This is a genomic window from Paenibacillus sp. FJAT-27812 (assembly GCF_001273905.1).
GTDB lineage: Bacteria > Bacillota > Bacilli > Paenibacillales > Paenibacillaceae > Pristimantibacillus.
The window spans coordinates 4,774,461-4,794,469 of sequence record NZ_LIGH01000001.1 but is presented as its reverse complement, the minus strand read 5'-3'; the positions used below and the strand labels follow the sequence as shown (position 1 = coordinate 4,794,469).

At 46.2% G+C, this 20,009-nt stretch carries 18 protein-coding genes; 7 read left to right on the top strand and 11 right to left on the bottom strand.

Annotation, left to right across the window (positions count from 1 at the left end):
* Positions 1-5: 5 nt before the first annotated feature.
* The 5 genes from ADU23_RS19860 to ADU23_RS19840 are packed head-to-tail and all read right to left on the bottom strand — an operon-like array spanning position 6 to position 9,535.
* The gene (locus ADU23_RS19860) at positions 6-641 is read right to left on the bottom strand and encodes a hypothetical protein (RefSeq protein WP_053375317.1); all 636 of its coding nucleotides are present in this window, start codon (positions 639-641) and stop codon (positions 6-8) included.
* A 22-nt stretch (positions 642-663) separates the two neighbouring features.
* On the bottom strand, positions 664-1,950 hold the full coding sequence (locus ADU23_RS19855; protein WP_053375316.1) for a vWA domain-containing protein: 1,287 nt from the start codon (positions 1,948-1,950) through the stop codon (positions 664-666).
* A gap of 56 nt (positions 1,951-2,006) precedes the next feature.
* Positions 2,007-4,376, bottom strand: coding sequence for a transcription initiation factor TFIID (locus ADU23_RS19850; protein ID WP_053375315.1), 2,370 nt, complete (start codon positions 4,374-4,376; stop codon positions 2,007-2,009).
* A gap of 2 nt (positions 4,377-4,378) precedes the next feature.
* Positions 4,379-7,768 (bottom strand): tubulin-like doman-containing protein, encoded by a 3,390-nt coding sequence (locus ADU23_RS19845; protein ID WP_053375314.1) that lies wholly within the window; start codon positions 7,766-7,768, stop codon positions 4,379-4,381.
* A gap of 24 nt (positions 7,769-7,792) precedes the next feature.
* Positions 7,793-9,535 carry a vWA domain-containing protein gene (locus tag ADU23_RS19840; RefSeq protein WP_231637623.1) on the bottom strand — a complete coding sequence of 581 codons (1,743 nt, stop codon included), beginning with the start codon at positions 9,533-9,535 and terminating at the stop codon, positions 7,793-7,795.
* Between the two features lie 339 nt (positions 9,536-9,874).
* Here ADU23_RS19840 and ADU23_RS19835 point away from each other — a divergent pair, with 339 nt between their 5' ends.
* The 6 genes from ADU23_RS19835 (at position 9,875) to ADU23_RS19810 (ending at position 16,173) form a co-directional block, all read left to right on the top strand.
* The gene (locus tag ADU23_RS19835; protein ID WP_063846062.1) at positions 9,875-10,810 is read left to right on the top strand and encodes a hypothetical protein; all 936 of its coding nucleotides are present in this window, start codon (positions 9,875-9,877) and stop codon (positions 10,808-10,810) included.
* A 297-nt stretch (positions 10,811-11,107) separates the two neighbouring features.
* Positions 11,108-11,758 carry a carbohydrate-binding family 9-like protein gene (locus ADU23_RS19830; protein WP_053375312.1) on the top strand — a complete coding sequence of 217 codons (651 nt, stop codon included), beginning with the start codon at positions 11,108-11,110 and terminating at the stop codon, positions 11,756-11,758.
* Positions 11,759-11,960: 202 nt separating this feature from the next.
* Positions 11,961-13,307, top strand: coding sequence for a spore germination protein (locus ADU23_RS19825; protein WP_053375311.1), 1,347 nt, complete (start codon positions 11,961-11,963; stop codon positions 13,305-13,307).
* A complete protein-coding gene (locus ADU23_RS19820) occupies positions 13,300-14,370 on the top strand; it encodes a GerAB/ArcD/ProY family transporter (protein ID WP_053375310.1) in 1,071 nt (356 codons plus the stop codon). The genes ADU23_RS19825 and ADU23_RS19820 overlap by 8 nt, the downstream gene beginning before the upstream one ends.
* Complete coding sequence (locus ADU23_RS19815) at positions 14,367-15,422, top strand: Ger(x)C family spore germination protein (RefSeq protein WP_053375309.1); 1,056 nt, start codon at positions 14,367-14,369, stop codon at positions 15,420-15,422. The genes ADU23_RS19820 and ADU23_RS19815 overlap by 4 nt, the downstream gene beginning before the upstream one ends.
* 208 nt (positions 15,423-15,630) lie before the next feature.
* Positions 15,631-16,173 carry a DUF6022 family protein gene (locus ADU23_RS19810; protein ID WP_053377735.1) on the top strand — a complete coding sequence of 181 codons (543 nt, stop codon included), beginning with the start codon at positions 15,631-15,633 and terminating at the stop codon, positions 16,171-16,173.
* A 50-nt stretch (positions 16,174-16,223) separates the two neighbouring features.
* Here ADU23_RS19810 and ADU23_RS19805 read toward each other — a convergent pair whose 3' ends face one another.
* Both ADU23_RS19805 and ADU23_RS19800 read right to left on the bottom strand, forming a co-directional pair.
* Complete coding sequence (locus ADU23_RS19805; protein ID WP_053375308.1) at positions 16,224-16,643, bottom strand: GNAT family N-acetyltransferase; 420 nt, start codon at positions 16,641-16,643, stop codon at positions 16,224-16,226.
* 63 nt (positions 16,644-16,706) lie between these two features.
* The gene (locus ADU23_RS19800; protein WP_053375307.1) at positions 16,707-17,333 is read right to left on the bottom strand and encodes a hypothetical protein; all 627 of its coding nucleotides are present in this window, start codon (positions 17,331-17,333) and stop codon (positions 16,707-16,709) included.
* Positions 17,334-17,591: 258 nt separating this feature from the next.
* Here ADU23_RS19800 and ADU23_RS19795 point away from each other — a divergent pair, with 258 nt between their 5' ends.
* Positions 17,592-18,449: a polysaccharide deacetylase family protein gene (locus ADU23_RS19795; protein WP_231637498.1), complete on the top strand. Its 858-nt coding sequence runs from the start codon at positions 17,592-17,594 to the stop codon at positions 18,447-18,449.
* Between the two features lie 95 nt (positions 18,450-18,544).
* Here ADU23_RS19795 and ADU23_RS19790 read toward each other — a convergent pair whose 3' ends face one another.
* From ADU23_RS19790 to ADU23_RS19775, 4 genes are all read right to left on the bottom strand, one after another.
* Complete coding sequence (locus ADU23_RS19790) at positions 18,545-18,946, bottom strand: hypothetical protein (RefSeq protein WP_053375306.1); 402 nt, start codon at positions 18,944-18,946, stop codon at positions 18,545-18,547.
* Between the two features lie 166 nt (positions 18,947-19,112).
* Positions 19,113-19,346 carry a GNAT family N-acetyltransferase gene (locus tag ADU23_RS19785; protein WP_053375305.1) on the bottom strand — a complete coding sequence of 78 codons (234 nt, stop codon included), beginning with the start codon at positions 19,344-19,346 and terminating at the stop codon, positions 19,113-19,115.
* Between the two features lie 8 nt (positions 19,347-19,354).
* On the bottom strand, positions 19,355-19,555 hold the full coding sequence (locus tag ADU23_RS19780) for a hypothetical protein (RefSeq protein WP_141680174.1): 201 nt from the start codon (positions 19,553-19,555) through the stop codon (positions 19,355-19,357).
* 223 nt (positions 19,556-19,778) lie between these two features.
* Positions 19,779-19,997 carry a hypothetical protein gene (locus tag ADU23_RS19775; RefSeq protein WP_053375303.1) on the bottom strand — a complete coding sequence of 73 codons (219 nt, stop codon included), beginning with the start codon at positions 19,995-19,997 and terminating at the stop codon, positions 19,779-19,781.
* Positions 19,998-20,009 lie beyond the last annotated feature (12 nt).

Here is a 20,009-nt window from a genome sequence, read left to right as displayed (position 1 = left end):
CTCCTTTATACTGAAATCAACTCGTACATTTGACCGTAAGTTCGGCCATCGGTGAAAAACAATCGAATAAAATCCTGTTTGCCAATCTCGATGGCAGGCAGCACATTTTTTCCCGCTGCAAAAGGGGCGACAAACGGATATAACATGCCGTCATCCTTGTTCGCAGGGTAGCTTCCCTGCTTCTTCACGTAACAAAGGACATCCTTTGCGACCGGGACCTCTGTCGTCACCTGAATTTGAATCGTTTTAAACTTTCGAAATAGGCCGCCCTTGCTTGAGATCGAATAATAGATTTTAGCTCTTCCGGCGCTGATTTCAATACGATTCTCCTGGTTAGGCTGAAGGATGAGCTGCGATCCAGCACTTCCCTCCTGACAGGCATACACCGTAAAAACAAACAGCCCTACGCCTTCTATTCGGCTATGATAGCCGTTATTCGCTTTATACTCCGCCTTCGTATACAGCTTTAGTTGACGGGTGTCCAGCACGCCGTCCCCTGCCTGCTCGGCGGCCTTTTTACCAATGTAAACCGCTTCTATTCCGCCGGGCCAAATCCAGCGCAGCGTGCAGCGGTCCTCCTCTATGACGCGAGTCAAGCCACTGATGACCGGAGAACCATCCTCTGCATCGATAAAACGCATTTAAATCCGCCTCCCGCATCGTTTAAAATCCATGGCTGCGGCTATCCTTTGTCCGTCCGCTTACGCCTGCGGAAGGTACGTCATTGATGCTGCTTTTTCTGCCGCCTCCGCGCGTTCTCGTGCTGTTGCTGTCCTTCACGGGAACTATAAGCGTGAATATGCTGATGATTGCCGCCAGTACAAGAACTGCAAACAAACGTGACAGCCCATCCGAAATCATATGCCCAGACAAGCCAGAATCCAAAATGAAGCCTGCCAGCAAGCCGCCTGCTACGCCGCCGGCGCCAAAGCTGACCGCTAGAAAGCGATTGTCGAATACCAAACCAAGCGACACGCCAATGGCAGCGCCAATTATGGCTAAGCATAAAATACGAAGCAGCGTATAGAACGTACTGTCTGCTAGCTTGCCGGTGCGCTCCGTCAGGAGTGTCTGCTTGTCTATTTTGTCGTATATATTTTGGAACACGAGCCCGAGTCCATTTGCTTCCGTCACGTCATAGTAGCTTCCGCCCGTTGAATCTGCAATTTCCTTGAGCAATGCTGAGCCTCTAGCATCAACAACGCTAAGACCGACCGTATTTACGACGATTTGCTGCTCTTGATAAGCTGCAAGCTGCTCCTTCAAGCTGGATTCACTGAAGCCGTCCGACAGCAGGATGACCATCTTGCCGCGTTCAGCTTCACCCGTGCCCTTGATCGTGTTTATGGATACATCGAGCGCTTGATTAAAGTTTGTTCCGCCATCAGTTGGCTCAATCCCGTCGATCGATGCATTTACGGCATCCTTCTCAGCCTGCGTGCTAACGCTTGTGAAGGGCTGAAGCAATTCCGCTGTATCGCTAAAAACGACAACAGCCGCTCGTTTATCGCTTTCCATGTTGTTAATTAGATGCTTCGCAGCTGTATACCGTTCATTGTCAGGATCGGTCTCCAGCATGCTTCCCGAATTATCAATGGCAAGCACGATATCCTTTACCGGCTTCACGCCGCCGAATTGCAGCCCGTAAACAAGCTGGACCAAGCCGCCGACAACAAACAATAGCAACAACGTTGCCGGTACTAGCAGCTTCCATGATAAACCGGTATAACGCTGCCGCCATGAAGATCCGTTTAAGCGCGGTGCAATCAGCTCGGCAATCAGGCAAAACAGCCCGATGCATAAAGCGATAACCCCAAAATAGAGGCCAACAACGACGAAGCGCGGCCAGCCCTCCGAAAGCTGACCAATTATAAACTCGCCGATTGCAAAACCTATTGCTCCTCCTATTAAGCTGAACAACAGGAGAAATCCATTTATTTTTCGTTGCATAGTGACAGCCCCTTCCCCCTTGCTAGTAGACCAGCGCGGCTAATGATGTATACCGGTCAGCGAAGCTCTGGCAGAACAGCTGGATCAATCGAATGAAATTCGTACCCATTCTGCAAATAGGTTTCATAATATACTTTGCCGTTCCTGTAATACATCAAATCCTCTAAATGAAAGCCGCCCATTAAGTTCAATTTTTCAACGCCGCTGCTGCGCTTCTCATGCACGCAGCCGAGCTTATAGATGCGTGAGGTTTCGTCAACGCCAAGCGCATACCGGATAAATTCGCTATCTCGATCGCCGAATAAGTACTTCTCCTCATAACGATGCTCATGGGTATAGTCGAGAAGGCGGATGTTGATCGCCGCGTTATCCTCAAGCGTACGGTACAGCTGGCGGAACAGCTCGTCCCTCGTCAACGCTTTGCGATTGCTGTAAGCCACGGATACGTTCGCCCGCAGCAGAAGCTCCTCCTCGAAGGAATGCGTAAACGGCTCAGCGCTCAGCAGATGCTTGCGGCAAACATCAATCAAGCGCTCTAGTAAGGCGGTATCCCCCTGCTCCAGAAGTTCCGTCATATTCCCCATGCACCGTTCCTCGAAAAACGCCGAAGCACCGCGCTTTTCTTCAATATCCTTCATGACGCTATCCGTTACGCGCTCATAATAATCGAAGATGTTCTGACCGATATAATCATCCGCCGAACGAATGCTTTGCAGCGAGGCAGCTTTAAGCTCTGTCCCAAGGGCAATCATCTGTTCTACTCTCATTCGGTACTCTTCATGCAGGCGCTCCAGCTCGCCAGCAAACCTTCGATATAGAGCAAGCTCCGTCTCCAAGCGCAGCAGCTGCCATTTCATCCGATAAACCGTATCAAAAAAGAGGCGGATGAAGGAGCGCAAATTTTGCTTGTCCATAAACGGTAGCCGTTGAAATTTCAAATCCTCAACCCGCATTTCAGCAGTTCGTTCCAGCTCATCCTGAGCGAGAGCGATTTCTCTGGACAAATCTCTTATTCGGCCATGAACCGCGTTCAGCACGCTGCCCGGCTCATTCTCGTCGGTCCACTCGGACACCTGATAAAAGCCGATTTGCGGCTGATCTTTTTTATTTCGGTCGAGGATGCGGCGAAGCTCATCCGCAGCTTTCAGTTCACCGAGTCGTATGCCTGCCGCATCGGTAAAGTGCTTGCGGAAGAATGCTTCGCAGCCTTCGCCGAACAATGCCGTCTCCGCCTCGCGCAGCGACATGCGGCGCAGCTGCTCATACCGGACACCGCTCGTTAAGAGCCCCGACATATCGGCAAGATGATCATCGCTTGGAACGATTTGGGCTGCTCGCGCCTCCATCGTCTCGGCATCAAGCCCAAAATACGCCAGCTTCTCTTTGCCGGCAAGCTCAGGCACCGCTTGCAGCCGCGCTGCCAATTGCTCAAAGAAGTGATACAGCACGGTCAACGCAATCGAATATGACGGGCGCTTCACCTTAGCTAAGCCAGCTGAGACAAAGCCCTGCCTTCCCGATTCGGACATCAGACTATTCCGGAACGACGAGTTGTTGTAGCTTCCGTCGTTGGACACCTGCTGAGCGTCCTTTCGTCTCCTATTCTTAAGCAGAAGAATATGGCAAATGATCTCATAGTTATCCAACATGCCGTTAAGCGTAGTGATTCCCCGTTCGTTCCGGTCAGATAATATATAGACCAGATCAAACAACGGGGACTGCTTATGAACGACTGGGACCGACAAGCCATCGCTGGTCACCTGAAGGTTCGCGGAGTACGAATAATCCAGCCGCTGCATCCCTTCCAGCTCCCGAAGGAAGCCAATTCCTGCTGCTCCCGCGTATCCAAACGTCTCCGATTGTTCGCGCTCGTTGATCAAGCCGTACAAATCCATTTGCACCGATTTGAATAGCTGCAAAAAAATCGATTGCGCGAGCAGCGATATTTCTGGAACGAGCACGTTCATCGGATCATCAACTCTTGTTATAACGGCAAGGTGAAGCCGATCGAAGGAAGCGTACAGCCGTCCATAATCGGCAATCGTATCGCTAACCTGGCGCAGCGCTCGATTGAGATCAACCAAGTAACGCCCATCCTCGCGGAAGTGTAGTGCAATATCCTTGCGTACTGACTTGTTATCGCCTTTGTCCTTCGATAGCCCGTTCATCGTCACTCGCATGACCTTCGCAGCTGACTCTACGCTGCTTGCCTCTCCCGATGATACATGGAGGTAAATAACACCGGCATTGTTATCCCATTTCAGCTCATTCGAGCGAATCATCGGCTCTATCGCTTGACCCGCTTCATCGCCGATGAACAAAAAGACCGTCGGATAATGGATGCTGCTCTGATCATCCTCAAGTCCACTTAATTTCTGTTCGGAGGCCGAATAATCGGCCGCATATTGACCCAGCGCAACTCTCATCGCTATTTCAACTTTCTGCGAATTTCATTAAGCTTGGAAGTCATCTCTTTGTAGAACCGGTGCAGCTCCTCACCGTTTGCAAGTTCAACCTTTTCGTACTCAAGGCGCTCGCGCGCATCAAGGAAGGTACCGAATAGCTCCTCGAGCTTGTGAAGCAGCAGTTTTGTATCCTCCGTTGCGGTCAATTCATTGACTCTGCGCCCAGCTTTGCGCATCAGCGTGCTTCGGTTTTTCTCATCGAGGCGACGGAAGCCCTCAAACACTTCATGCTCGACATAGCTGCTGCTCTTCATCAAGTTAGCGAAGGGCGACCATGCCTCTTCCTCAGGATCGCGGTCATATACGTATAGCGCGCCCTTCTTGCAGATCGTATCCGTGTACAGCGCCTCGATAAATTGATCCAGCCATTTTTCCTCATCCTGATGCTGGTGAAGAAGCTGTTCAAGCTCGTTTGCTTTGATGGCAATCGCCTCATACTTCGAGAGCTCCTCGCGAACCCGGCTTAACTGCTCCGGCGAGCGAATTAGATTTTCTTGGGCAAGCTCCTCCGTGAAGCTTCCGAAAATATCTTTGGTCGATTCAAGCTCCAGCCCTTCGGAGAGCAGGCGCTTCAATTCGTTTAATGCGCGTTTCACCTCGCCCAAATTAGGTTTTGCGGCATCAAGCTGCATATTAAATGGCTTTAGCGTATTTGCCAGATCGAACGGCTTCGTGAAGCGAACCGAATAACGGCTGCTCGTATTTTGATCAATGCCCTTCTCCGCGATTACACGGAAGCTCTCCGCTTTCGCAAACTCGGCGCGAACTCTTGCGTTATAGCTCTGCACGCGCGGATTGACATACGTATCGCCCCATGACTTCTCCGGAATCGGAGACGGCAAGTACGTCCAGTTGTTGCGGTCGGTTTGCACCAAGTGGCGCCCAATGCCTTCCTTGTCCAAAATCGTCCGCTCATAGCTTTCCTCATATACCTTAAGCGGCGTATAAACGAATAAAGGCACGCCGTTTCGCGTATTCAACCAGAAAATCCGGTTTTTCACTTCGCTTTCCTTGATCGTGAAGTGGGATTTGCCGATCGAATTATTTTGATAGTTTCGAATGCCTCGCAAAATGCTAGGCGCCTGTACAGGCACCGATACGAAGCCCCATGACGGCACATGCAAATTGCCTGAGCTATTGCTGAGATGGAATACAGGCACTGCTTCCTCATCCAGCTTGCTTGCGATATGGCGCTCAACAAACTTCTCGATCGATTCATCGTTCCCGTATTTCATGACCAGAAATTCTTCCATCGATTTCGTAATGAGATCGCCGAACTTATCGGTCAAAAATTCCGAGATCGAGCTGACGATATCGATTTCCTGCTCCTTCACCCAAAGGTTCGAATGATCGAGCAGCTCCTGCGTAAAGTCGCGGATCAGATCGTCCCCGTCCTTCTTATCCATCAAACGGCTGATGACATCGGAAATGTCCGGCACCCCAACGATATTCCAATAATACGTTTTGTTCCCTTTATGGTCCGCCTGCTCGTCGCCGTTCGTGAGAATATCGCCGTTTTTGGCAAAGATCGTATTAAGTACGTTTAAGATTTCGGTGAACACGTTATAGATCCGGTTGTTCTCGTTGTTAAGCAGCTGATGAAGATCCTCATAAAATTCAATCAATTGCTCCATGCGCTCTACATCGGCAAGCAGCCAGTACTCATTGATTTTCGCTTCGATATAATTGTTTTTCTTCTTGTCTTTGGACACGAACGCGCTTTTCGCATCGCCCATGCGCTCCTCCGCTTGCTCCCTAGCCGCTTCAATCTCGCGCGGGAGCCGCGTCAAGCCTTCACGAAGCGTCTCAATATAGGAAAGCAGCATCTTCAATAAGCAAAAGCCTTTCTCCGTATACAAAAGGCGCGATACGTAGAACGGTCCCTGCTCCGGATGTAGGAACGTACGGCGAATTTGATCGGTAAATTGCCCGACGATTTCGCCTGGAAGCTGTTTTTTGGCCTTGATGTATTCCTCGCGCGCGCGTGCTAGGAAGTTTTGCTCGAGCTCCGTATCCATGTTCACGGCCTGCATTTTGATCACGTTGTTATAGCTGAGGCGCTCGCTATTCTCAAAGCCTGGAAGCGGCTCCGGCACGCGCGAATCAAATGTCTTCATCATCGTTTCGAGATCGATGCCTAGCTTGCGCGCAAACTTCTCCACGTCGTCCTGGCTTGGCGCCTTCTCAAACATTTTGTCCATTTTATTAAAGAGACGATAGGCCAAATAGGTTGTCATTTCCTCAATAGGCAAAACGGCCGAGGAAGCTCCGATAATGTTGTAATCATAGTTAGCCGGGTACATCTTGTTCATTTGGGCGATGTTCGTCCGAATGTTGCTAATATAGTCATGAATGGCGAACTCTTCGCCAGACTGCTTTTCCTCGCTGGAAATAAAGTTTGTAATGTTCTCCGCCGTCACGTTCATGCAATAATCGTAGGCATTTTCGAGCAGCTTGCCTTCCGCGTTTGTCGCCGAAATAAGATGGCATAGGTTAAATGGCGGAAGCGGCGAGTTTACGGACAAAATATTGCCGTACTGCTGCTTGAACCGCTCTCCTCTGCTATCCACATTCATCCAATAATCGAGTTCCTTTAGTGCGGCATAGCCGTTTTTCTTAATATACTCGCGTGTATGGTCGCTCAAGCTTTTGTTCGAAAGGTTTATGTCCGGCGTGAACAAATAACCAAGCGTATTCACGCGGTCGATGCCTGCTGCGCCATGATCGCGCTCGATGATTCCTCTGACGATATACGAAATATCGAGGAAACAGCCGCTGCCCGTTCCGCCCGATAGGCCAGTAAGCAGAAATACCATCAGCTTCTTGTTCGTGCCGACCGACAGCGTCTTAATTTTTTTGTCAATGCTTTGCACGACCTGGTTGATCTTCGTGAACAGCAATAGTCGTCCGGCTTGGCGCACGCCAGCGGCACCGTTCATGCCATCGGTAATGCTCAGCTCTGGCGAGAGCCAATCGGTAATGTACGGCTCCAAAATGCTGCGGTTTTGCAGCAATCCACCAACCTCGGCGTTGGACAGCAGCACAAATTCATTAATCGGGTCGAGCCCGATTCCTTTATATTTTTTGTTGCGATCCTGCTCATTGGTCTCGAAAGCAAGAAATTCAACGTTATCCGGCTTCTCCAGCTTCCGCTTGGAAACCGGATCTTCCGGCAGCTTAAAGCGGCGGTTAATTTGATACTTCAAGCGAAGCAAAGCATCAATGCCTGTACCGCCAAGCCCAATAATCAAAATCGGGTTATCGATGGTGTCGACTCTAATCTTCTCGCTGACGATCCCGCCGCCTAACGATACGTCGAGCTGCTGTATATGTTCTCTTACGATTGGTTTCATGGTTTGTTACCTCCTGGGCTCTATTTACACGAGATATTCGATAAATATGGTTTTGTCCACTTGCTTCAGCGAAATCGTAATCCGGTCACCGCTCTTCATTTCAAAATCACGAGTCGCATCGATTGCCCGCCCCGACTTCTCTATCGTGCAAGCGGAGCCGTTTTGCAGCAAAATGCGGTCGTTGCTGCCTGGTTTAAAGACCACTTTCTCGGTCTCCCTCAGCTCAGGCGCCAGCTGCAGCAGCTGGTGAAGCAGCAGCTTGCCCTTAAAGGCAGACAGCTTCTTGTATTGCGGCGACGTTTTGTCGCCTGTGTTCTCATCACGAATTTCGATGACGATCTGGCCGACAAAGCCGCGGTTCGCTTGCTTCAAAAGCCTCATGATGAAATAGGCTGCCGCCAGCAGCACCACTAAACCAATCGCGCCCAACACGACAGGTACAATCGGGAATGGTTTCTTCTGCGTATCTGCTGGCTGCGTCGGTGCCGTCTGTCCCGTCCCCCCTGATTTGGCCGTTATCGTTACCGGATCGGTTTCTCGGAAGAAGCTTTCCTCCTCCGCCTTCACCTTGATTTCATAATCATGCTCGTCCGCAACTTTATACGTACCTTCGAAATGGTCGCCCGCGTTTTGCAGCGGCACTTCTTCGGTTTTACCTGTGTCCAAATCTTTAACGAGTAAAACCGCGCTCATGTTGCTGTACTGCGCCGCATCCGCTAACTTTTGTCCGCCGCTGACCAGATAGGAGCTGAATTTCACTTTGTCGCCCTTCGAATAGGTTGTCTTGGCAAGCGGGTCCATCGCCAAGCTCAAATCGTAGTTAAAGATGAGATTTATATCGATTTTATCGCGATTGACACCCTTTACCTGAAGCGTCCAATCGCCTTCAGACGGCGATAGCAGCTTGATTAAGGAATAGCTCTTTGACTTGGACAGCAGAACGTCATCCGACGGAATCGGGACGCTTTTGCCTGACGGATCAAGCAGCCTCGCTTCAACCGGCTTCGACGACATGATCGAAATGTTCGCTTCCAGCACATTGGAGTTCGGAACAGAAATTTTCACGTCCTGGTAGCTGCCGTTTGCCGTAAACGAATCGACCGGAACGACGTTCAGCTCAAGATGGCTCGCAAAAATTTCGCTTAATATTTGCGGCAAATCATCGGCTGAATTGGTGGAGAACGATTTGCCCCCGGTTACGTCTGAAAGCTTAGCCAAAGCTTCCTTATTTAATTTGCCGTCGGCGTTCAATCCGATCGTATAGATCGGCACATCTTTGTCATTTGCCTCTTTTAAGGCTTTCTCCATATCCGCGTCGGACTGGGCCTGCGTCCTGCCGGATTTATTATTAAAATCGTTGTTGCCGTCAGCCAGCAAAATAATCATGGGCTCGTGATCAGGATCGGCAGCATCGTCCAAAATTTGAACGGCCTCCTTCACGCCGACCGATACGTCGGTATAAGCGCCGCGGTTCAACTTGTCGATGAACCCTTTCAGATTCTCTTTATCACCCGCCGACTGAATTTCTAGAAGCGCCTTCTCGCGCTGAATTTCGTCGGTATAGGCCACGATTCCGACCCGATCCCCTTTAGTCGACAGCATGTCGATGAACATCTTCATCGCTTCATTGCCGATTTTGCTAGGATCGCTCGTACTCATTGAATGACTTACATCAAGCACCAGCACCGCATCGATTTGCGAGGCGCCTTTGGCCGCGTGTGCCGTAGTTAAGCTGCTAAAAGGCAGCAGCAAAATGGCGGAAGCCATTATGAGATGTCGTGTAATACGTTTTAGTCGGTTCATTTTTGTACTCCTTTGTAATAGGACAAACGGTTCTCCCATGCTAGTCCGATAGTCACTGTTAGTCACTGCTCCAAGTATAATGTTATACTATAAATTAAGTATACCTGATAGATTTCCATAAATCACTTTTACTGTAAGCGAGGTACAGCACATGGTTACATACGTCTGTCTTGGACTATTGTTTCTTTTTGTCACAATCAGCGTCATCAGCTATCGTTCACGCAGGAGACAGGCCCCATCTCCCGAGCAAGTTAACAAGCTAGTCTTATCTATTCTAAAAAGCAGCGGGCAGCGTGATCGCGAATGATAAAGAAGCTGCCGGTACTACTCAACCCTTATATTAAAACACGCTATCCTTATGAGAAGCTTAAAATTTGCCGTCGCTGCAATCACTTCACTGTCCTTGGCGAATCGGAATGCCCGGTTTGCAACAAACCTGCCCTGCAAAATGTGGAAGAACGCGCTGCCGCTATTTTGCAGAGGTCGATGTGGAGATCACGGCTTATTGTATTGTTAATCATGACCATTGGCCTAGTGATGAGCGAGTCAGCCATGCAGACTAGTCTATTCGCAGCAGGGTCACTGCTTTTACTCGCTCTATTATGGACGATGCAAAGACGCTCGACCCCTGCACTTTTACTCATGCAGCTTGAAAAATTATTTCAGAGAGAAGCTTATACTCTCTTTGCAGGCCTCGTGAATGACCGGGAAATGGCCATTCAAGTCTTTCATGACGGCGATAAGCCGCTCGCATATGAAATGCTGCGTGAAATCGGAGCGCTTGTCCATACCGACCAGCTTCGCGTCGAGCAAATATTGCTGCTGCAATCGTTTGTGCTGCGCAAGGATATGGATCTCATGCTGGAACCGCTGCTGATGAACCATTTTAATCCCGACCTTGCCCGGTATATAGGCGAGATCGCAAAAGTCAGGCGGGACTTGATTAAGGAGAATACGTTCCGGTATGTTTTGCTGCATGAAGCCCAGATTTTGAAAATGGAGCAAGGGGAGAGCATTCTAATCGGCGTTACAGGCGCTGCGGTCAGAATGAAGCGATACATTTCGTTATATCCCTATTTGGTATTGCGTTACGCGCGCAAGCTTCCTAAAGACCGTTTTCTGCGTCTCTATCGGATCGTACAGAGCAGTCCGGGCTCCAGCTCCTTATACGATGAGGTTATGGATATTTATAACGAAAAGTATAAATGGGATGAGGATTTTCAACTCAAGAGCAAGTAACACACGGATATTCGCAGCTAATTTTCAAAACGTATGGGCGCAACCACTTAGATGTGATTGCGCCCATTTTGCAACAAGGAGCCATAATAATTAATGAAACGAAGTTAGGCTCCCTTTGAGTGCCTCTTTATCTACCTCAATTAGCTTAGCTCGTTTCAGCTTCATCAAAAAAGTCCATCCTCTCTCTCAAATCGAACACTTCAAACATCGTTATTTTCCTCCTCATGCTTTTAGTTGAGTGGCCATTAATATATAGTAATGATGGAAAGATTTTTATTTAAAAATGAGGTGTAGCTATTGTCAGGCAATGATCAGAGCACGTCCGACATTTATTACTGTAAACCAGCTAAGTTTATCGGCCTGCCCAATCGATTAGAAACGGTGGACTGGAACGATTGCAGCCATGTAGAATTAACGGACACCGTGACAGGACTGTCTCCCTTGGAGTCAACGGAGGTTCGGGCCTGCTGGAGCGCAGATAGCTTATACGTTCGTTTCATGTGTCAGGACAATCATATCGTATCGGATTTCACGCAGAAAGACGAACCGTTATATGAACAGGATGTCGTAGAATTGTTCATTGACGAAGAAGGCCTCGGCCAAAGCTACTTTGAGCTTGAGGTTAGTCCGCGCAACGTTGTTTTTGACGCTAGAATCGAGAATGATGGCAATAAATCTATTACAGGTACGGATATGGCATGGAGCTTCAAAGAGCTGCAAACGATCGTCGAAGAGGCAGGCAATGGGATTTTGAGCTACGGCATCCGCATTCCTGCCATTAATTTCAAGCGCAAGCCAGAGCCTGGCGTCAGTTGGAAAGTGAATTTTTACCGCATCGACGAAGGAACAAATGGCAGCAGGCAATTTCAAGCTTGGCAGCCGACCTATGCCATCAATTATCATATCCCTTCTCGCTTTGGCAAGTTTGAATTCGTAACAACCGATTAAATCCGAAGCCTTCTCACATGCTTAAAGAGTATGTGCGGGGGCTTTTCCCTTGTACGTCCCAAAGCTAGTAGAGCGATCCCCGCGCGCCATCCTGCCCTATTATTCATCGATCTTGCCGCCTTTAACCCTAATATGCAAGTATCCCGCTTCCCAAATTCGGGCAAACTGGTTCTTGAACATTTTATTGGGGGGTGGAAAATATATGGATCCAATCGTTCCGTCAAATCTATATGACCAAATTAATCTGTTTTTTCAGGAAAGCTCTGATTTTGTATCGGAGCAGTTTTCACTTTACGGATCAACGGTTCACCTTTGCTATTTCGAATCGCTTGTTGATATCCGTGAAACAAGAAAGTCGCTGCTTCAGCTTGAAATTCATTTCAACGAAAAAAAAGATACGCTAGAGCAAATCGTTTTAACAACCGGCGGTACCTTTGAGAACTCCTTTGATAATATCGTGCAAGCTCTTCTGAGCGGCAGGCTCAGCCTTTTTTCGGAAGACGGTTTAACTCATGTCATGATCAATCCGACTCATCCCCGCATCGCTAGAAATGTTGACGTCCCGCAATCAGAAAATGTAATCGAATCGTCGTTCGACGCCTTTACAGAGGATATCAAAACGAATATCAGCATGTTGCGGACTAAAATCAATTCGAAGGATTTGGTTATTGGCAATTATATGTTAGGGGCGTTTAATCCGCGCAGAATTAGCCTGTTTCATGTAAGCAGCAAATCTCAGCCAAAAGTGGTGCAGCGCATTATCTTTCTTTTGGAAAAAAATAAAGAAAAAGAGATTGAAAGCGTCCAAGATCTATCAAGCGCATTGGGCTTGCCGAAATTTAGCCTTGTTCCGGCCTTCGTTGCAACAGAAATCCCTTCGGAAACCGTTCGGCATTTAATGGAAGGCAGAATTGTTATCTTTTTGGATCATTATCCTTACGCGCTTGCCGTTCCTGGATTTGCTAATGATCTATGGAGCATGCATGGGGATCGTAATTTTCCGTTTGTTTTTATGGTCACTATACGTGCAATACGAATGCTTGGTCTATTCGTTGGCTTGATTGCCCCTGGGCTTTATGTGGCATTAGTTTCTGTCAATCCCGAGGTTCTTCGTATCCAGCTCGCATTGTCCGTCGCTTTAAGCAGAGAAGGTGTTCCCTACCCTGCTTTAGTTGAAGTGCTGCTCATGCTAGGCATATTGGAAATGATTATCGAGGCAAGCCTACGGCTTCCAAAAAGCATAGGACCCACCGTTACGATGGTAGGCGGGATCATTCTCGGCCAGGCTGTCGTTCAAGCGAAACTGGTCAGCAATTTATTAATTATTATATTAGCCGCAACAACGATCGCGAATTTCACTTTGGTCGGCTACCAAAATGCGTTTATGATACGGTTATTCAAATACATCATTTTAATTATTAGCGCGATTTACGGCCTGCTAGGCACGCTGTCCGGCGTGGTCTGGGTTTGTTTTTACATAGCAAGCGTAACGACGTTCCAATACCCATACCTCAACTCAAGCATGAAATCCGGAGGTACAAATGACTAAATATGCTCCATTAGTTACCTTTTTCTTGATTCACCTGGCTACTATACTTTTAATCTATCCCGAAAAAATTATCGGATCTACGAAGAGCGGACATTGGGAGCCTATTTTAGTAGGCTTTTTTTTGGAATGGATATTGATGTGGGTGTATTTGAAAGGCCTTGCTGTTTTTCCTAAAATGGATCTCGTTGATATTTTTAATGATTTAATCGGAAAATGGGCAGCCCGGATCTTCCTTCTTCCGTTAATCCTGTTCTTTTTTGTAGACCTTAGCGTCATCCTGCGGGTTCATGCGGAAATGCTGACGGTCACCTTCCTGCCCGAATATCCGATATGGACAATCGTATTATTGGTAGTAATCCCTTTGTATGCTGCCTGGAAAGGAATCGATACCATTATAAGGTCTACCATTATTCTTTTTATACTATGCATGCCCATCACGGTGTTCTCGTTCATTACTTCCTTTGGAAATTTCGATATAAAAAACAGCTATCCGCTGGTTGATGCCAAATTATCTTTTCTAAATAGCCCTGATTTTTATTCAAGCCTGTTCGCTCATACCGGTTTTCTCTTTTTGGGCTTGATTCCCCTTCACAAATACCCCATTTTAAAAAAGCATAAAAATATTTTTTGGACCTATCTTAGCTTATTGGTTTTTTATTTCGCGATGGTGTATATTCCTATCCTTATCTTTAGCCAGGAAACCTCCGTCCGCTTTCAGTTTCCCACCATCATTTCGATGGACTCCATCGATATCAGCTGGATCATGTTTGATAGACTGACCTTGTTTTATATTACTTGCACGCTTACTTCGGTGTTTGTATATGCTTCTTTGGTGCTTTGGATGATGATCAATGTCATTCAAAGGCTCTATCTGCCGTTCTCGGTTACGATACTATCCATTATTCTAGCGGCTGCGGTATTGGCGCTTGCTGGATTTTTACCTACTTGGAACTCCGTCCAATCGCTCATCTGGGTGGATACGCAAATTCGTTATTACTGCATACTCGTCATACCGGCAGCTGTATTTGCTATGGGGCTGATCAAAAGGAGGCAAGCGGCATGATTATTAAAAACTTGGCTCGGTTCGTGCTGCTCTTGAGCTTCTTCGCTTTTTTAACCGGCTGTTGGAACAATAAGGATATAGATAAACGGCTGCTTCCCGTGGTCATGGGCATAGACAAAGGAAAAAACGGGAACGTCCATCTTTATTTGCGCATTCCTAATCCGGAAAATAACTCGACAAGAACGATCGATGCCGACGAGAAAACGATCGATAAGGCGATAGATATGCTTCGCACCCATGCGGAGGAAAGCATTGATTTATTGCACTTAAAGCTGCTTCTTATTAGTGAAGAAGTTGCAAAAGATAGCATTAAAGAATCGATTGAGTTTGCGGTACGTTCAAGAGAAATCTCGCCAAAGGCTTTAATCGCTATCGTTTCGGGAGATTTTGAAGAAGTCATGCATGATCAAAAGAAAATAAATGTCGGCTTATCTGCCTATGATTTTTTCGGCAAGGATTCCGGCTGGACGCCTAACATTTCCATTATTCATTTATGGGAAGCCTACCGCGGAATCTATACTGATACGGAGGATACCGCCATCCCTATAATCGCCAAAGGAACGGCAACGCCATTCTTATCCAAAGGCTCCGCTATTATGAACAAAGCGCGAATGGTCGGCAAAATATCGATTGAAGAGACGCTTATCTACAATCTTTACCAAGGACAATACTCTGGCGGGACGGTTGAGGTTATGAATAGTTCTACCGTATCGCTTGACAATGCTCATGTTTCCAACCATGCAGATTGGTCCGGTTCAACGCCAAAGCTTACAAGCCATATGAAACTAATGGGCGTGATTGAAGAGAAGCAAGGTAACCCTACTAATGACCAGATTAAAAAAGATCTTGAAGCGCTAATGAGAAAAAGATATTTAAGCCTCCTTACCAGGTTGCAGGCCAATAAATCCGATATTTTGGGAATCGGCCAATACTTCCGAAACCAAATGTCTGAAGAACAAAGGAAGAAATGGAAAGAGACTTATTTTCCAAAGCTTAAACAGGAATTTACGATCGACGTCGTTATTATCGACAGCGGTGATTTAAAATCCTAATGCATGAACAGAGTAGAGCAGGCTGCCGATCATCGGTGGTCTGCTTTTTCAATTTTAACGGTAAAGGTTAAACTTATCTGTTAATGTTTTTTTCAAAACAAGGCTGTTTACTGGAATGAAATCGGATGAACCTTATCATTTGCATGAATGTTGTAAGCTTAAAAGGAAAGTGAAAGATCGTTTGAATACAATGGAAGGGGATAAAACGATGAATCAAGCAAAGCCATTAAAAGCCTACTTGGAGGCAAGTCACGAGGGCTCAATTGACGCGATCGCCAGTTACGTTGAAGAGCATGTGACGGAGAACTGGCAAACTGTATTTTCCCGCAATCAAGATAAATTGCTGAGGGCATATCATGAGGCAGGCGATATGGCATATGGCACCTATTTGAACCTTTTATTTTTACCAATCCATAGACAGCTAAAGGAGAACGGATTCCGTCCTGAGCCGCATTTTCCAGGCGAGTTTGATATTTCTAGGGAATGGGGAAACGAGGAGGAGAACGACCAGCAGCGCTGGATGTGGAGCACCGTCTATTCTCAGAGCAATGAACGGCTTGGCACCATCGTCACCGTCGTGTATCACGATCATACTCAGCTGCGTATCCCCCGGCAGCCTCGCATCATCGCTCTAACCGAAACGGGAAAGGACGCTGTTGTCGCGGCGCTTTCGCTCCTATCGTCCGATTTCGAGCAAGCGCTCGAATTTACGGAAGAATATGCGGCTTACCTGCGAAGCCAGCAGGATTAGAAAGGAAACAAGCAAGGAGCAGCTCCCGAGATGGGACTGCTCCTTGCTTGTTATAGATTCTTTTTTAAATAATAGTGCGTATAGCTGCCCGCATTTTCAATCGCACCAAACACCTCATACCCTTGTTTTTGATAAAAATCCAGCGCCTGAAAGCTTAACGTGTCCAGTTTTATGAAATCGCAGTTTTTCTCAAACGCTATTTTCTCGGCTTCAATCAAAAGTTTTTTTCCATAGCCTAATTTCCGAAGTCCTTCATCAACAAATAAATAGTGTATCTCCAGCCAGTTCCAACATATTTCTCCTAGCAACCCGCCGTACATTTGACCATCCGCATTTTTTAAAAACAGATTTACCTCTTGGTACCTGCCTTTTAGGTTGTCGGGAAAATGCTTCATATTGTACGCATACATTTGATCTCTCACATAAGCTTTATCCGTACGATTGGATTCGCTGGAAATGCGAAGCTCCATCCTTTTCACTCCTGTTCATCTTGCCAATCTAACTGCTGCTGACTTTCTCAGTTAGAGCATGTTTTATTTCTTTGCCAACCTAAACCATCCACGATAAATCGCAAAAAGCTCATCCAACAAGCCAGTATCCACCATCGATAAAGCATTAACCAACGGGTATTTGAAAAAATCCAACAAATCCATTTCAATGACATTCATTTGTTCTATCAAATCATGATGGCTATATGTAATGAAAAACATCTTTTGTCTTTCTTGCTCTGTAATCGGTTCTTTCTTCCTATTTCCAATGTAATCATCCGACCAAATCCTCACTGATTCATCGATGTATTCGATAGTTGGAAAAGGATCATGTCCAAGCCAAACATCTTTCTTTAACTCAACTGCTTCCCTTACCTCTTTCCATTGCTCCAATCCACAACAACAACTAGGTAAAATCAATTTACCTTGACCTTCAAAAGCAATTCCGCCGCTAAGTGCAACTTCATCTGTACGAATAAGCTCTTGTACAACTTCATTTGGCTCTTTATCAATGGCAATGTTGTTAAAACCGCAAAGCAGTGTGAGAAAAAGGACAGCATCCTCTTCGGTTGAATTTTTTGATAGATAGACCGTTTCTCTATACTCTACTTTTGACAACCAATTTGGCTGCTCGAAAAAGGGGTCTATAATAACTGCACGAACACCTGTCATCTCTAATATCCTTTAGTGGGGTTCTTACCATTGTGTTGATTGGTGACGCCAATTCCGCCAAGCCTATGTCGATTTGGTTATTTCGCTATTTTTCGCCGTGAAAAAGGGGACAAGCCTTCTGTCATGTCGGTTTTTGCGAGATTTTACAAGATGGATACAAGTTGGTCATATTCCGGAGGTATCTTTTTTCTACAATAGCCCTGTGGTTAGTACAGAGACAGCAGCTCTTGAACAAAAAGGAAAAGGAGAATGAGTATTTTGAAAAAACAACTTTATCCGGAATATGTAATGAAAATGAGGACGAATCATAAGAAGAAATTACCCATCACCATTATTTTGATGTTTCTTGTTCTTTTATCCGCTTGCGGCAGCAACAGCAGCAGCATTTCTAATAATGTGCAACCCCCTGATGATGAAGTGGATGCAAGGCCTGAAAACCCATTATCTATCGTAAAGCAATCATCGGATAAAAATAACGGCAGCGGTAAAACCATTTATTTAACCTTTGATGACGGCCCGTCTTCGGCTACTCCAGATATCCTTGATACATTGAAGTTATTTGATGCGAAAGCGACCTTTTTTATGCTGGAGCCAAAAATGAAGGAGTCGCCGGATCTAGTCAAACGGATTGTAGATGAGGGACACGCTGTTGCCCTGCACGGTGTAACCCATAATAAACATCGTTTTTACCTTTCTGAACAAACCGCACTCGATGAAATGGACCAAGCTCAACATACGCTCAAGGAGATTACCGGCATTACTTCCGATCTTATTCGTACGCCGTATGGAAGCATCCCTTATTTGACTGATTCCTACCGGAAAGTATTGGACGACAATGGATACAAGTTGTGGGATTGGAACGTCGACAGCAGCGACTGGTCCTCATCTAATGCAGAGTTCATCGAATCTACGATCAGTCAAATTAATCGGTTAGAAAAAGGAGATGTAACTCCTATTGTACTCATGCATGATGTATCGGAAACGGCTTCTCATTTAATCAATTTGCTAACTTATTTACAAAAAGAAGGATTTGTAACAAAAACACTCGACTCCAGCCTCGAACCTTACAATTTTAATTGCTATGATCGTTGTAAACGAGTAAGTATTGAGAGTTAGTATTTTTGTTTGAACATGGCGTTGAATACTTTAACGACTGAGCTCCACAGGCTGCCCTATCGTACTTGCAGCCTGTTGGATAATACTTTCCTTTCTTATTGCCCTTCTGTTTCTTCATTTAAATCCCCAATTAATAATCCGATTGCCGATCCAACCAGCAGGATGAGACAGGTTATAGGGAATAAAAGAAAAAAAATCAACGTTAGTCCACTATCGATAAAATAGTTATCATTCAAAACGATATAATAAAAAATAATACTGTCCACAACATAGTTAAAGATCGCAAATAAAATCGTATCCCATCTTTTATTGGAAAAACTAGCCGTTAATGCAGTCGCTACCGCGATAAACAGCAACAGTCCTATTATGCCTAACTCGGAATCCGCTTGCAGGTTGATTCCAGCTAAGAAGAACAGAAATATAAAGATTAAATATGGAGCAGCAATGCCTTGTGTTCTCCAAAAATGAGATTTCCAAAAGCTTTTCATTTTGTTCAACCTAACATGCCCCCGCTTAAAATGACTTTATGATCCGTTAGTCTTATTTTACAGCGGCTCCTTCAAAAAGTTGAAGTACTATCTGTTATAGTACCTAGGCCTGTTGAAATGAAAAACAGCAGCCATGGACTTATTAAGCGTCCTAGACTGCGTCTGCAAGAAAAGATCATGATTCCAGATCCAAACCCAAAAGCTCCAGCTTCACAGAAAAGCTATAGCCCATCGACGTAAGGAGTCTTTTGCTTTCGTCATCCGTTTCATTGACTAATGTCTCGACGCTCGTTCGTCCATTTCCATAATGATATTCAAAAGCTTTCGCAATGAGATACTCAACTAATCCCTTATCCCGCCAATCGGGAACGACGAATATTCTTTCGACCGCGCCTGTTTGCCAACACATAACGCTTCCTACCAGCTCATCGCCTTCATAAGCCGAAATGGTATGCAGCTATAAGCTAACGCAATTAAGCCCCCGTCCTCGTCCAATACGCAGCTCATCTTCTGATGCCCATAATCTTTATTGTATTTAAAAAGCAGCCATGCCTTATGGCTTAACTTCATCACGCTATTCTCATGCTCCAAATCGTATGGAAGCACGCTCATAGACACCCTTATCTCTCCCCTTTTTGCTCAAGCCTTTCATTCCAATCATATCCACCCGCTAACTTTATCTTATAGACCGGTTTCGATCTGAACAAGGTCTTGTTTATCTATAAGTATTCTATACCGTAACAACTTTAGTAAACATGGTAAAAAACTCTCTACAGCATGTTCCCTGCAGAGAGTTTTTGACAGAGCAAAAAAACGGCTAGTCCAGCGCGTTAAACGCTAACTAGATCAACGCAATGGCAAGCAGAGCAAACAACGATAAAGCAAAAATACCGCCGCCGAACCCAAACCATCCAGAGATACGGACACCATCCGGTCTGCGGAAATACACATTGTTGCTGTCCACGTCAACGATAACGCCCTCAAAGCATTCCCCATTGCGCGTTTGGACGCGAACTCTGCAATTCATATTTTTCCTGCAAAAATGATACATTTCATTCATTTCACTTCACTC

Excerpts from the sequence above, each read along its gene's own strand:
- ADU23_RS19860 (WP_053375317.1), bottom strand. The coding sequence starts at position 641 with ATGCGTTTTATCGATGCAGAGGATGGTTCTCCGGTCATCAGTGGCTTG.
- ADU23_RS19855 (WP_053375316.1), bottom strand. The coding sequence starts at position 1,950 with ATGCAACGAAAAATAAATGGATTTCTCCTGTTGTTCAGCTTAATAGGA.
- ADU23_RS19850 (WP_053375315.1), bottom strand. The coding sequence starts at position 4,376 with ATGAGAGTTGCGCTGGGTCAATATGCGGCCGATTATTCGGCCTCCGAA.
- ADU23_RS19845 (WP_053375314.1), bottom strand. The coding sequence starts at position 7,768 with ATGAAACCAATCGTAAGAGAACATATACAGCAGCTCGACGTATCGTTA.
- ADU23_RS19840 (WP_231637623.1), bottom strand. The coding sequence starts at position 9,535 with ATGGCTTCCGCCATTTTGCTGCTGCCTTTTAGCAGCTTAACTACGGCA.
- ADU23_RS19835 (WP_063846062.1), top strand. The coding sequence starts at position 9,875 with ATGATAAAGAAGCTGCCGGTACTACTCAACCCTTATATTAAAACACGC.
- ADU23_RS19825 (WP_053375311.1), top strand. The coding sequence starts at position 11,961 with ATGGATCCAATCGTTCCGTCAAATCTATATGACCAAATTAATCTGTTT.
- ADU23_RS19820 (WP_053375310.1), top strand. The coding sequence starts at position 13,300 with ATGACTAAATATGCTCCATTAGTTACCTTTTTCTTGATTCACCTGGCT.
- ADU23_RS19815 (WP_053375309.1), top strand. The coding sequence starts at position 14,367 with ATGATTATTAAAAACTTGGCTCGGTTCGTGCTGCTCTTGAGCTTCTTC.
- ADU23_RS19810 (WP_053377735.1), top strand. The coding sequence starts at position 15,631 with ATGAATCAAGCAAAGCCATTAAAAGCCTACTTGGAGGCAAGTCACGAG.
- ADU23_RS19805 (WP_053375308.1), bottom strand. The coding sequence starts at position 16,643 with ATGGAGCTTCGCATTTCCAGCGAATCCAATCGTACGGATAAAGCTTAT.
- ADU23_RS19800 (WP_053375307.1), bottom strand. The coding sequence starts at position 17,333 with ATGACAGGTGTTCGTGCAGTTATTATAGACCCCTTTTTCGAGCAGCCA.
- ADU23_RS19785 (WP_053375305.1), bottom strand. The coding sequence starts at position 19,346 with ATGTGTTGGCAAACAGGCGCGGTCGAAAGAATATTCGTCGTTCCCGAT.
- ADU23_RS19775 (WP_053375303.1), bottom strand. The coding sequence starts at position 19,997 with ATGAATGAAATGTATCATTTTTGCAGGAAAAATATGAATTGCAGAGTT.